Origin of the sequence: Aromatoleum toluolicum (assembly GCF_012911005.2) — a bacterium.
Lineage (GTDB): Bacteria > Pseudomonadota > Gammaproteobacteria > Burkholderiales > Rhodocyclaceae > Aromatoleum > Aromatoleum toluolicum.
Genome location: NZ_WTVS01000067.1, coordinates 1 through 12,237 on the forward strand (window position 1 = coordinate 1; position 12,237 = coordinate 12,237).

General features: G+C 71.7%; 10 protein-coding genes. 3 read left to right on the forward strand and 7 right to left on the reverse strand.

Annotated elements, in window-relative coordinates; genetic code table 11:
- Positions 1 to 166 precede the first annotated feature (166 nt).
- Genes GPA27_RS22805 through GPA27_RS22815 form a run of 3 tightly spaced genes read left to right on the forward strand, consistent with a single transcriptional unit; the run spans position 167 to position 3,657 of the window.
- On the forward strand, positions 167 to 1,990 hold the full coding sequence (locus GPA27_RS22805; RefSeq protein WP_256223088.1) for a sensor histidine kinase: 1,824 nt from the start codon (positions 167 to 169) through the stop codon (positions 1,988 to 1,990).
- Positions 1,971 to 2,333, forward strand: coding sequence for a 5-carboxymethyl-2-hydroxymuconate Delta-isomerase (locus GPA27_RS22810; RefSeq protein WP_169142725.1), 363 nt, complete (start codon positions 1,971 to 1,973; stop codon positions 2,331 to 2,333). The genes GPA27_RS22805 and GPA27_RS22810 overlap by 20 nt, the downstream gene beginning before the upstream one ends.
- Positions 2,326 to 3,657, forward strand: a complete 1,332-nt coding sequence (locus tag GPA27_RS22815) for a sigma-54-dependent transcriptional regulator (RefSeq protein ID WP_169142726.1) — start codon at positions 2,326 to 2,328, stop codon at positions 3,655 to 3,657. The genes GPA27_RS22810 and GPA27_RS22815 overlap by 8 nt, the downstream gene beginning before the upstream one ends.
- Before the next feature lie 443 nt (positions 3,658 to 4,100).
- Here the strand turns inward: GPA27_RS22815 and GPA27_RS22820 are convergent, their stop codons facing one another.
- From GPA27_RS22820 to GPA27_RS22850, 7 genes are read right to left on the reverse strand one after another with little or no spacing between them, the layout of a single operon-like run.
- Positions 4,101 to 4,946, reverse strand: a complete 846-nt coding sequence (locus tag GPA27_RS22820; protein WP_169142727.1) for a fumarylacetoacetate hydrolase family protein — start codon at positions 4,944 to 4,946, stop codon at positions 4,101 to 4,103.
- Between the two features lie 16 nt (positions 4,947 to 4,962).
- On the reverse strand, positions 4,963 to 5,817 hold the full coding sequence (locus GPA27_RS22825) for an SDR family NAD(P)-dependent oxidoreductase (RefSeq protein ID WP_169142728.1): 855 nt from the start codon (positions 5,815 to 5,817) through the stop codon (positions 4,963 to 4,965).
- Positions 5,762 to 8,410, reverse strand: coding sequence for a PEP/pyruvate-binding domain-containing protein (locus GPA27_RS22830; protein ID WP_169142729.1), 2,649 nt, complete (start codon positions 8,408 to 8,410; stop codon positions 5,762 to 5,764). Before GPA27_RS22830 ends, GPA27_RS22825 begins: the two co-directional genes overlap by 56 nt.
- A complete protein-coding gene (locus tag GPA27_RS22835) occupies positions 8,407 to 9,387 on the reverse strand; it encodes a peptidase U32 family protein (RefSeq protein ID WP_246261392.1) in 981 nt (326 codons plus the stop codon). The genes GPA27_RS22830 and GPA27_RS22835 overlap by 4 nt, the downstream gene beginning before the upstream one ends.
- 5 nt (positions 9,388 to 9,392) lie before the next feature.
- Positions 9,393 to 10,331: an ABC transporter substrate-binding protein gene (locus GPA27_RS22840; protein WP_169142730.1), complete on the reverse strand. Its 939-nt coding sequence runs from the start codon at positions 10,329 to 10,331 to the stop codon at positions 9,393 to 9,395.
- A complete protein-coding gene (locus GPA27_RS22845) occupies positions 10,321 to 11,280 on the reverse strand; it encodes a peptidase U32 family protein (protein WP_246261394.1) in 960 nt (319 codons plus the stop codon). Before GPA27_RS22845 ends, GPA27_RS22840 begins: the two co-directional genes overlap by 11 nt.
- Positions 11,280 to 12,224, reverse strand: coding sequence for a peptidase U32 family protein (locus tag GPA27_RS22850; RefSeq protein WP_169142731.1), 945 nt, complete (start codon positions 12,222 to 12,224; stop codon positions 11,280 to 11,282). Before GPA27_RS22850 ends, GPA27_RS22845 begins: the two co-directional genes overlap by 1 nt.
- Positions 12,225 to 12,237 lie beyond the last annotated feature (13 nt).

Consider the following 12,237-nt stretch of genomic DNA (forward strand, 5'->3'; position numbering starts at 1 on the left):
GTATGTCGACATGCCGCGCCCCCGCGACCCCGCCTCCCCCGCCTTCAACGAACTGAAGCGCGAGCTCGGGCGGCTCGTCATGGAGGAGCAGCAGCGCCACGCCAATGCCGAAATGAAGCTGTCGGCGGTCGACTGAGGCAATGGGCAAAATCGGTAGGATGTCGGGGTGAGCCGCTTCAATGCCGATTTTTCCGCGCTGCGCCGCCCCGCCTTCCTGGCCGGGGCGGCGTTTGCGCTGTGCCTGCTGATCGGCTGGCTGGCCTTCCGCAGCCTGTTCGCCTATCACCTCGACCACGCCCGGCGCGATGCGCTGCACCGCCTCGACGCACTCGCCCTGTCGCTCGAAGCCGCGCTCGCCCGCCACGAAACCCTGCCCGGCCTGCTCGCCCTCGACCCGACGCTGGCCGCCCTGCTCGATGCCCCGCACGACCCCGCCCGCCTCGCCGCCGCCAATGTCTATCTCGAAGCCGCACAGCAAGGCGCGCAGGTCGCGGTCGCCTACTTGATCGACGCCCAGGGATTGACCGTCGCCGCCAGCAACTGGCGCCAGCCGCGTAGCTTCGTTGGCCACGACTACAGTTTTCGCCCCTATTTCCGCGATGCGCTGGAGAAGGGCCTCGGCCGCTTCTACGGTGTCGGCGTCACCACCGGCGAACCCGGTTATTTCCTGGCCGCGCCGATCCGCCGCGACCAGCGTCTGCTCGGCGTCGTCGTCCTCAAGCAGCAGCTCGACGCGCTGGAACAGGCCCTGGCCAACAGTGCCGATCCGCTGCTCCTGGTCGATGGCAACGGCATCGTTTTCCTGGCTTCGTCGCGAGCCCTGCGTTACCGCAGCCTGGCGCCGCTTGCCGAGCCGGTCGCGGCCCGGCTGGGCGACACCCGCCAATATGGCGAACAGCCGGTCGCCCCGCTGGCCGATCGCCCGGTCCGGCTTGACCAGCCAGGGCCGCTGCGCCTGGCCCTGCCCGGCGAAGCCACCCGCGAACGCCTGGTCCATGCCCGCCCGGTCGGGCTGCAGGGCTGGCAGATCGTCGAGCTCGGCAATCCGGACGAGGCGCGCAGCGCCGCAACCGCACAGGCCACCGTCCTCGCGTTGGCCGCCGCCTTCGCGCTCGGCCTCATCGCCCACCTGCGCCACCGTGCGCGCCGCCGCGAAGAATTGCGCCGGGTGCATGCCAGCCTGGAAACGCGCATCGCGGCGCGCACCGCCGACCTCACCGCGCAGATCGCCGAACTGGAGAAGACCAAGGCCATCCTGCGCGAGACGCGGGATGCTGCCGTGCAGGCCGGCAAGCTCGCTACGCTGGGCCAGATGTCGGCCGGCATCAGCCACGAGCTGAATCAGCCGCTGGCCGCGCTGCAAACGCTCGCCGACAACGCCCGCGCCCTGCTCGACCGCGATCGACTGCCCGAAGCGGCCGAGAACCTGGCGATGATTTCCGACCTCGTCGCCCGCACCGGGCGCATCGTCCGCCAGCTGAAAAGCTTTGCCCGCAAGGAAGTGCCGACGCCGCAGCCGGTCACCGTCGATCGCGCCATCGAGCACGCGCTGCTCATCGTCGAACCGCGTCGCCGGGAAACCGGGGCGCGCATCCAGACACCGGCGCCGGCCCCGGACCGGCGCGTCATCGCCGAAGCCGGCCGTGTCGAACAGATCCTGGTCAACCTGCTGCGCAACGGCCTGGACGCCATGGCCGGCCAGTCCGAACCGCTGCTCGTCATCGACTGTCGGACGGTGGGCGACTTGCGCGAGCTCAGCGTACGCGACCACGGCCCCGGTCTGAGCGATGAGGCACACGCCCACCTCTTCGAACCTTTCTTCACGACCAAGCCGGCGGGCGAAGGGCTGGGCCTCGGCCTCGCCATTTCCCGCACCATCGCCGAAAGCTACGGCGGCACGCTGACCGTGCGCAACGCGCCGGGCGGGGGCGCCGAATTCGTGCTCGCCCTGCCGGCGGACGGAGATTCCGATGCCCCACCTGACACTTGAATACACCGACAACCTGCCGGCCTTCGACCCGGCCGCCGCACTGCTCGCGATCAACCGCGCGGCGGTCGACAGCGGCATCTTTGGCGAGAGCGACATCAAGAGCCGCGCCCTGCGCCTCGACGCCTGGCGGGTCGGTATCGAGCCGGCGCCGCGCGCGTTCGTCCATGTCCGGATCGCGCTGCTCGGCGGACGCCCACCCGGGGTGAAGAAGACGATGGCAGAAGCCGTGCTCGCCGCATTGACGCCGACGGTCGACCGCCCCGCCGGCCTCGAAATCCAGTTCACCGTCGAAACGGTCGATCTCGACCGTGACAGCTACGCGAAGGCCACCCACCATGGCTGAGGACATCGTCTATCTCGTTGAGGACGATGCGGCCGTCCGCAAGGGCTGCGAGCAGGCGCTCTCCATCGCCGACATCCCGGTGCGCGGATTTTCCAACGCCGAGGCCCTGCTCAAGGCCATGGCCGACAGCTGCCCGGCCCTCGTCGTCACCGACGTGCGCCTGCCGGGCCGCGACGGCCTGACCCTGCTGCGCGAACTGCGCCAGCTCGACCGCGAGCTGCCCGTCCTGCTGATGACCGGCCACGGCGACGTGGCCATGGCCGTGGAAGCGATGCGCGAGGGCGCACACGATTTCATCGAAAAGCCCTTTCCTTCCGAACGCCTGATCGCCGTCGTGCGAAGCGCGCTGGAAAAGCGCGCCCTACTGGTGGAGAACCGCCGCCTGAAAGCGCAGCTCGGCGATGCAGGTCTCGGCCGCATCATCGGCCAGACGCCGGCCATGCAACGCATCCGCCAACTGGTCGCCACGCTGGCGCCGACCGGGGTCGACCTGCTGATCAACGGCGAAACCGGTGCCGGCAAGGAGGTCATTGCCCGCGCCATCCACGAAGCGAGCAGCCGGCGCGGCGCCTTCGTCGCGATCAACTGCGGTGCGCTGCCGGAAAGCGTGTTCGAGAGCGAACTCTTCGGCCACGAGGCGGGCGCCTTCACCGGTGCGGGCAAGCGGCGCATCGGGCGTATCGAACACGCCAGCGGTGGCACACTGTTTCTCGACGAAATCGAGACCATGCCGCTGAATTTGCAGGTCAAGCTCCTGCGCGTGTTGCAGGAACGCAGCGTCGAGCGCCTGGGCGGCAACGCCGGGGTGCCGGTCGACCTGCGCCTGGTCGCCGCCAGCAAGGCCGATCTGAAAACCGAATCCGACGCCGGACGCTTTCGCGCCGACCTCTATTACCGGCTCAACGTGGTCAGCCTCGACCTGCCGCCGCTGCGCGAGCGGCGGGCGGACATTCCCCTGCTCCTGGCCCATTTCCTGGCCGAGGCGGCGCAACGCTATCAGCGCCCGATGGCCGAATGGACGCCGACCGACCTCGCCCGCTGGCAGCAGTACGACTGGCCCGGCAACGTGCGCGAACTCAAGAACGTGGCCGACCGCTGGACGCTCGGCCTGCAGGATGGCCTGCCCGGCGCGGCGGCGCTTGCCCTCCCCGGCGCCTCGCTGGCCGAACAGGTCGATGCTGCCGAACGCGCCCTCTTGGTCGCCGCCCTGCAACGCACCGGCGGCAACGTCCTGGCCGCCGCCGAATTACTGCACACCCCGCGCAAGACCTTCTACGACAAGCTGACCCGCCACGGCATCGTGCCCGAGCATTTTCGACACTAAGGCATGGACGTGATCGCGCTCGCCATCGCCGTGAATCCCGGAATCCGATCTTCCCGTCGCCGCTCATCGAGGACAGGGAATGCAACGGTCCCACAGAAAATATGGCTGGCTTCTCCTCGTGAGGACCCGAATGAGCACACGATCAACCGCGTCCCAAGCGGGTGCTGGTCAGACTCGCGGGAAAGCTCACGGCGCGGCGCATGGGCTGAAGGCCGCAGGCGGGCAATCGACCTTGGACCAAGTCACGTACTACCAGACCCCCAAGGTGCCCTGTCACGGGCGACAGCTCCACTCTGAAACCTGCCGTTGAATCATCCCGACGACCAACCTCCGCAACGGGTCGTTCGCCGCCGGCCGTAATCCCGCAGTTTCGCGCGCGGCTTGCACAGGATTACCGTTGCCCGATCGCGCAACTTCGTAGTTCCCTGCGAAATCGACGAACCTCACGCTGGCGAGACCGCCACCCGCGAACATTGCACCCCCAGCCCGGCGATACCGAGACGCATCGTTTCGCCGTGACGCAGGTGGCGCGGCGGGGAGCGGAGGAAGCCGCTGCCGGGCGGAGTGCCGGTGAGGAGCACGTCGCCGGGGTGGAGGGTCATGTAGCGGCTCGCGCAGGCGATGAGTTCGGCGCAGGTGAACAGCATGTCGGCGGTGTTCGAGGCCTGCATCGTTGCGCCGTCGAGGGTGAGCTGGAGGTCCAGCGCCTGCGGGTCGGGGATTTCATCGCGGGTGACGAGCCAGGGACCGAGGGGGCAGAAGGTGTCGCAGCTCTTGCCCTTGTCCCACGTGGGGCCGCGCTCGAACTGGAGGCCGCGCTCGGAGACGTCGTTGGCGATGCAGTAGCCGGCGACGTGCGCCAGCGCGTGCTCGGGGGTTACGCGGCTGGCGCGGCGGCCGATCACCAGCGCGAGCTCGACCTCCCAGTCGCCGCGGGTGGCGCCCGGCGGCAGGCGCACGGCGTCGCGCGCGCCGCACAGCGACGACGGGGCTTTCAGGAACAGGATGGGTTCGTCCGGCAGGGTGTGTCCGGCCGCGGCGTGGGCGCGGTAGTTGAGGCCGGCGGCGACGATCTTGCCGACGCCGGCGACGGGCACGCCGAGGCGCGGGCGGCCCGGCACGGCAGGCAGCGTGCGCGCATCGACGCGGCGCAGCGCAGCGAGCGCCTTCGGGGCGAGCGTGGCGGGGTCGATATCCGGGACGTGGGCGGCGAGGTCGCGCAGCACGCCGTCGGCATCGATCAGCCCCGGGCGTTCGCCACCGCGGCGGCCGTAGCGGACGAGCTTCACGACTGTCCCACCTTCATCACGCCGGCCAGGTGTGGCTGCCGCCGGCGTTCATCGCGAGGTTGCCGCCATCGACCGGCAGCAGCACGCCATTGACGGCGCGCGCGGCGTCGGACGCGAGGAAGATGGCAGGGCCGACATAGTCCTTCGGGTCGAGCAGGCGTCCCTGCGGCAGCCCGGCGAGGATGCGCGGCAGGACGTGGTCGCGGAAGCGCGGGTTGTCGAGGTGGCCGCGCAGGCCGGGCGTGAGGGTCTGCGCCGGGAGGATGGCATTCACGCGGATGCCTGCCCCGGCGTATTCGACGGCGAGCTCGCGCGTCATCTGGTGGACCGCGGCCTTGGTGCAGCCGTAGGGCAGCGCACCGCGCCCGAGCGCGGATTCCCCCGCGTTGGAGCCGATGTTGATGATGCTGCCCTGCCCCGCAGCCAGCATGCGGCGCAGCGCGGCCTGGCAGCACAGGAAATAGCCGGTGAGGTTCACGGCGAGCATGCGCTCCCAGTCGGCGGCGGCGAGTTCGTGCGGTCGCACGCGCGCGGGGAACGCGAAGGGCACGTTGACGAGGATGTCGAGCCTGCCGATGTCGGCGTCGAGCGCGGCGAACAGCGCGTCGACGGCGGCGGAGTCGGCAATGTCGACGACGCGCGCGAGCGGCGCGGGGCCGATCGCCGCGAGTTCGCGTGCCGTCTGCGCGAGGCCGTCTGCGTCGATGTCGGCGATGGCGACGCGGGCGCCGGCGCGCGCGAGGCCGAGCGCCAGCGCGTGGCCGATGCCGCCGTTGGCGCCCGCGCCGGTGACGAGCGCGACGCGGCCGTCAAGGTCAAACCGGGGCGAATTGTTCTGGACGTTGGGCGGCGGGGTCGTGGAGGGATTCATCACTGTGACTTCCGGTGGAGGATTCGACCAGGGCGATGCGGCCGCTGGCGCCGTCGAGGACGATGCGCGCGCCGTCGGTGATCAGGCGTGTCGCGTCGGGCAGCGCGACCGCGGGGATGCCGGCTTCGCGCGCCTGGCAGGCGCTGTGGGCGAGGAGCCCGCCGACTTCGACGACGAGCCCGGCGACGATGCGGAAGAGCGGCGTGACGCCGAGGTTGGCGGCGCGCAGGACGAGGATCTCGTCACCGCGCCAGCCCTCGGCCGGGACCGGCTCGCCGGGGGCGAACACGCGTGCGACGCCGCACACCTTGCCGGCCGACAGCGGTGCGCCGCTCCAGGCGCTCCCCTCGCCAGCATCGCCCCCCTCGCCGGCGCGCGCCGTCGGCACGCCGATGGCGTCTAGGCGCGCGCCGAACACGACGGCCGGGACGCAGTGGAGGCGCGCGGCGAGACGCGCCAGCGCGTGCTCGCCAGCACGGCGCTCGGCGCGCCGGCGCAGCGCTGCCGGGTCGCGCAACGCGGCAGGCAGTTCGCGTGTGTGGAGGTGGAAGACCAGCGCTTCGGGCCAGTCGAGGTGCGCAGCGAGGTGCAGCGCGGCGCGGCGGACCAGCGCATGGACGGCGGTGTAGTGGTGCTTGATCGTCTCGCGCAGCGGCAGGAAGTGCTGCGCGAAGGCGAGCGCCTCGAAGACGGCCGCGTGCGCGGCTTCGTCGACGCCGGCGGCGGCGAGGCACTCCCCGAGTTCCGCCTCGGCCGCGTGCCGGGCGGCCTGCTGGCGCGCGAATTCCGCCGCCGGCCGGCGGCCGCTGGCGCGCAGGTTCGCGAGCAGCTCGTCGAGGCGGGCCGGATCCTCGGCGAGCCGCGGTTCGGCGAGTTCGAGTTCGTTGTCGGCGCAGTGGCCGTAGGCGGCGAGGTAGTCGGCGCGACTGCGGCGCCTCCCGGCGACGTCCTCCAGCCACAGCGCCTGGCGCGTGATGAGGCTGCCGGGCAGGCCGGACAGCAGGCGCGCGCACAGCGCTTCGCCGTCCGATCCGAACAGGGCTTCGAGCGTGCGCCGGACCTCGGCCGCGAAGTGGAAACCGAGGCGGGCGGCGATGACGAATTCGACGCAGGGGCCGGTGCGCAGGAAGCGCACGAGATCCGACACGGCGGCGACCACGCGGCGGGGATCGCCCGAAGCGACGGCCTGCTCGAGCGCCGCCGGCACGCCGAGGCGCGGGGCGACCTGCGATTCGTAGCGCGCGAGGTAGTCGCGTGCCGCCGCGCGCATGCCCCGCTCAAAACGTTCCCGCACGGCGGCGGCGGGGGCGTCGAGTGGGAGCCGGCCGTACAGGCGCACTTCGGGGTAGTTCGCGAGCGAGGGGTCGGCTGCGACGCGGTCGAGGTAGTCGTCCACCGGCGGCTCCGCGCCGTCGCCGAAAGTCGCCGCGTCGACTTCAAGGTTGAAGCAGAGTTGCCCGGCCACGAGCTCGTACAGGTGATCGACGCAGCGCGCGTCGAAGCGGTAGCCGAGGCGCCGGCGCCCGGTCACGATCGCGCCGCGACGGCCGGCGAAGATGTCGCGGAACAGGCCGAAACTCATCGCCGTCGGCGTCGGCAGCAGTTCGCCGACATTGCCGTTGCTGAGCACGAGCTGGCTGCCGCGCAGCAGGCCGCGCTGGCGCAGCTCGGTGAATTTCCTCGCGAGGCGCCGCCGCTCGCCGGCGAGGTAGCTTTCCAGCCCCGCGCCGCCGGCCGTGCTCGCGGCGACGAGCGGGCGCGCCTGCAGCAGCCACACGCCGCACAGGTCGACGGCGAACTCGACATCCTGCGGCCCGCCGAAGAAGGCCTCGGCGCGTAGCGCGAGCAGTGCGATCTCGCGCGTCTCGGCGGGCGTCAGGCAGGCGACGCGCGCGCGCTGCGGACGCACCGGATGCGGGCCGTCGACGGCGAGCGCCTCGCGCTTGTGGCCGATGCGCTTCCTCAGCAGGCGCCCGGCGTGGGACAGGACGAAGCTGTCGCCGGCGTGCCGCCCCGCGGCGAGCGGTTCCGCCAGCCCCCACACGGCATCGACGTGCACCTCGCGGCGCCTGGTGTCGAGCGGCGCGCGCGTATAGGCGATGCCGGCGGCGACCGCGGGGACGAGGCGCTGCACGAGGATCGCCAGCGCCGCATCGGCATGCCCCAGCCGCGCGCGGTACTCGACCGCGGCCGGTTCCGCCCACGAGGCGATGCAGCGTTCCAGCGCGGCGAGCAACGCCGCCTCGCCGTGCACGCCGAGTTCCGTGGCATAGACGCCGGCATAGCTCGCGCCGTCGCCGTCCTCCTCGATCGCGGAGCTGCGCACCGCGACGCGCCCGCCGAGCGCGCGATAGGCCGCCAGCAGCGCGGCACATACCGCTTCGCGCCCTTCCCCGCCCTCGCGCCATGCTGCGATCGCCGCTGCCGTGACGCAGAAACCGGGGCTTACCGGGAAGCCCGCCGCGAGCAGCAGGCCCTGGCGCAGCGCCTTGTTGCCCACGCTGCGGGCGTCCGCCGGGGTGAGCGCGGCGAGGTCGCGGATCCAGCCCGACGACAGCGGCGCGCTCCCGGCCGCGGCCGCCGCGGCTGTCACGCCGCGACCCCGGCGCGGATCGCGCGGCCCGCCCGTTCCGCCCCGCGGATGCGCGAGTCGTCGCGGTTGTCGCGCTCGCCGCTCCAGCGGTCCTTGAGTTCCAGCCACTCCGGCGCGAAGCCTTCGACGCGTTCGCCGCGCAGCGCCGCGTCGATCACGCGCCGGTAGAAGCCGACGATGTCCGCGACCAGCGGCGCGGTGCGCTCGCGCCCCGGAATCTTGAAGCGTTCGACGCCCATCGCGACGTATTCGGGCACTTCCCACAGCAGCAGCTCGGGGCTGCTCTTCAGGCGCGGCGAGTCGGGATGGCGGCGATCGCCGGCGGTGAGCGACCACTCGCCGCGACAGATGCGGTAGCAGCTGCCGCCGCGCGCCGCCGAGCCGAGGTAGAGATCCTTGTCGTCGTCGCCGCGCAGGTGCTTGACGTGGAAGTAGCTGCTCGAATAGCAGCGCCCCGGGCAGATGCGTCCGCGATGCGGGTTCTGGAACAGGAAGGCCTCGAGCTTCATCGGGCTCGCGGCGCGGATCTGTGCCGCCTCGGCGACGCCCCAGCGGTAGGGCAGCACGACGTAGTCGGCGCCGAGTTCGTCATAGAATCGCACGTCCTCGACGTTGAACACGCCGGCGGTGACGCTGACGTGGATGTCCAGCGCGGGATGCGCGCGGCGCACCAGCGGGATCAGGCCGGGGTCGCACACCATCACGCCGCTCACGCCGATCTTCGCGAAGCTCGCGACGCGGTCGAGGAACAGGCCGACTTCGTCCGGCGCAGGCATCACGTTGATCGCGACGCGCACGTCCTTGCCGTCGCGCGCGGCCTCGGCGACCAGTTCGGCGATCGCGCCGTCGTCGAGCTCGTCGGTGGCCGGACGGCGGCTCCAGCCGCGCGGGCCGACGTAGACGGAGTCGGCGCCGCGCGCGAGCGACGCGCAGGCCATTTCGAGGCTGCCGCCAGGAGCCATCAGGATCGTCATCATTCACCTCAGGGATGGAGACCGGCGGCGAGGAGGCCGGCCGGCAGTGCATGTCGGGGAGCGCCGGGTGGCGCCATCAGGTCGGCGAGTTCCTGCAGCCGGTCGGCCATGTGCGGCGCCCACGGGAGGCCGACGCGCGCGAGCCACTTGCGGCGCAGCACGGCGCCCGCCCAGCTGCCCGCCGGCACGCCGGCGACGCGCGACCACAGGCCGGGATCGGCGCGCAGGCGATCCGCCGCGGCGGCGGCCGAGCGGGCGAAGCCGTGCAGCAGCGCGGGCGCCGTGCGCGACAGCGCCTCGTGGCAGACGAAGAAGCTCGTCGGCACCTGCGGCCGCGGGACGGGAAGCGCCGCGAGCAGCGCGGCCAGGTCGCACACCTCGCGAAACGCACCGCCCGCGACGAGCGCAGGCACCTGGTGCCAGTACAGCAACGCCGCGTCGAGCGCGCCACCGCACAGGGCGTCGTGCAGGGCGCTCTTCGAGCCGGCGGCGATGCAATGCGACGCCTCCGCCGGGTCGAAGCCGTGGCGCAGCCGGCACGCGGCACGCAGCAGCAGCCAGTTCTTGTCCTGCGTGTGGACGACGCCGATGCGCTTGCCCGCCAGGTCCGCGAGGCTGCGCAGCGCGCTGCCCCGTCGCGCGACGAGGCCGCCGAAGATCGCGCCGTACGGGGCGGCCGCCACCAGCGGCAGGCCGGCGGCGCGATGGCGCGCGAGCGACAGCCAGTCGGTGTCGATGAGGTCGACCTCGCCGTCGATCAGCCGCGCCTCGGTCGCCTGGCGCTCGCCGCGCATGCGGTCGTCGCCCAGCTGCAGCGCGAGGCGGTAGCCGTTCGCCTCGTCGAGGCCGCAGGCGACGATCGCGCGCATCAGCCAGGCGCCGCTGCCGGTGGCTTCGAACGCCGCACGCAGCGTGGGCGGCGCGTCCTGCGAGATGTCAGCCGACATAGCCCGCCGCCCGGTCCATCAGGGTATCGACGCGCTTCGCCTTCTCCCGCACCCAGCGCCCGCGCAGTTCGGCGAGCTCCGCGGCGTGGTGATCGAGGTCGCTCGCGCCGGCGACGACCTCGTCGATCGCGCGGCGGTAGAAGCGCACCAGGTCGCGGATCATGCCGACCGGCCGCTCGCGCCCCGACAGCTTGAAGCAGGTGACACCGGCGGCGACGAAGCCCGGCAGCTGCGCGAGCATCAGGCGGGCGTCGCGGCGCAGCTTGATCTCCACCGGGTCCGCGCCCGCCGCGCCGAACTCCCAGTTCGCCTGGCACACGCGGTAGCACTCCTTCGCGCCGCGGTTCGCGCTGCCGTGGAAGTCGCGGCTGCCCTCGACCTCCAGCCAGTCGCGAAAGCGCAGATAGCTGCTCATGATGCATTTGCCCGGGCACAGTTTGCCGGTCTGCACCGTCTCGAACAGGAAGGTCTCCAGCCCGATGTCGCTCGCGCGCCGCACGGATTCGATCTCGGCGACGTCCCAGCGGTAGGGCAGGATGATCACGTCGGCGCCGGCGTCGCGGTAGAAGGCCGCGTCGGCGAGGTTGCTGATGCCGCTGCCGATGCTGACATGCAGCACCGTATCCGGGATTTCGCGGCGCAGCGCGCGCATCAGGCCGACATCGGTGACGATGAAGCCGGACGCGCCGTCGGCCGCGTAACGCACGGCCTTGTCGACGAAGCGGCCGAAGTCGTAGGGCGTCGGGAAGGTGTTAAGCACCACGCGCAGCTCCGCGCCGCCCACCCGCGCATAGGCGGCCGCCTCGCGGATCGCGTCATCGCTCATCTCTGACTCGTAGGGGCGGCGCGAGAAGCCGAGCGGGCCGACGTAGATGATGTCGGCGCCCTCGTCGACCGCCGCGCGCGCCATCTCCAGCGAGCCGGCCGGGGCGAGCAGCTTCACCATCATCAGCTCCGCCCGATGTAGCGCTGGCCCGCGCCTTCGAAGTAATAGCCGTTGCACAACCCTTCGCGCGCGAGACCCGCGAGCGCGTCGAGCGCGGGCGTGAAATCGGGCGCCGCCTCGCCGGCGAAGGCCCGCGTCAGGGCGTCGCGGTAGATGCGCCCCACCGCCGCCGCGTAGCCCGGCGCCTCGCCCTTGTTATGCACGTAGAAGTGCTTCAGGCCCATGTCCGCGAGCCGCCCGCCGTGCTCGACCATGCACAGGTCCTTGCCCGACAGCGTCATGCGGCCGGTGTCCTTCAGCGACCAGTCGGCGCGGCTGCCGTCGCCGCGGCCGCGCTTGAGCCAATGGTCCTGCGTGCACTGGTAGGAACAGCTGCCGTCACCGCATGCGCCCTCCGCGCCGTCCTCGCTGTGTTCGAGGATGAAGCAGGTCTCCGAGATCACCAGCGGGATCTTGCCGTGCACCGGCACCAGCACCTCGACGTCGGCGTGCTCGGCGATGTAGCGCACCTCGTCGAGCGACAGCTCAGGATTCGGATACACGCGCGTGACGCCGAAGTCCTTGAGCACCTTCGCGGTCTCGTGCGTGTACAGGTTGCCGAACACGCCGAGGTGGATCGGCGCCGTGCAGCCGCGCTCGCGCAGCATGCGCAGCACGCCCAGGTTATGCACCTCCAGCGCGTCGAAGGGCAGCTGGAGCGCGGTATCGATGACGTCGCCGACCCACGCGAGGTCGTCGTTGCCGGGCACCGCGTACAGGCGCAGGTAGGCCTTCTGGCCGCGCGCATGCACGTGCTGCAGCCCGGCTTCGAGCAGCTCCGCGTGCGAGCTGAAGTTGTTGGGATACTCGGGGCAGGAAAAGTCGCCGAGGTAGATCGCGTCGTAGGCCGAGAAATCGCCCTCGCGCAGTTCCTTGAGGTTGCCGACGTCGGTCGAGAGTTCAAACATGGTGTATCTCCTT

Bases quoted from the DNA above. Each gene is read 5' to 3' on its own strand.
- GPA27_RS22810 (WP_169142725.1), top strand. From the start codon at position 1,971: ATGCCCCACCTGACACTTGAATACACCGACAACCTGCCGGCCTTCGAC.
- GPA27_RS22825 (WP_169142728.1), bottom strand. From the start codon at position 5,817: ATGAATCCCTCCACGACCCCGCCGCCCAACGTCCAGAACAATTCGCCC.
- GPA27_RS22815 (WP_169142726.1), top strand. From the start codon at position 2,326: ATGGCTGAGGACATCGTCTATCTCGTTGAGGACGATGCGGCCGTCCGC.
- GPA27_RS22845 (WP_246261394.1), bottom strand. From the start codon at position 11,280: ATGATGGTGAAGCTGCTCGCCCCGGCCGGCTCGCTGGAGATGGCGCGC.
- GPA27_RS22835 (WP_246261392.1), bottom strand. From the start codon at position 9,387: ATGATGACGATCCTGATGGCTCCTGGCGGCAGCCTCGAAATGGCCTGC.
- GPA27_RS22850 (WP_169142731.1), bottom strand. From the start codon at position 12,224: ATGTTTGAACTCTCGACCGACGTCGGCAACCTCAAGGAACTGCGCGAG.
- GPA27_RS22840 (WP_169142730.1), bottom strand. From the start codon at position 10,331: ATGTCGGCTGACATCTCGCAGGACGCGCCGCCCACGCTGCGTGCGGCG.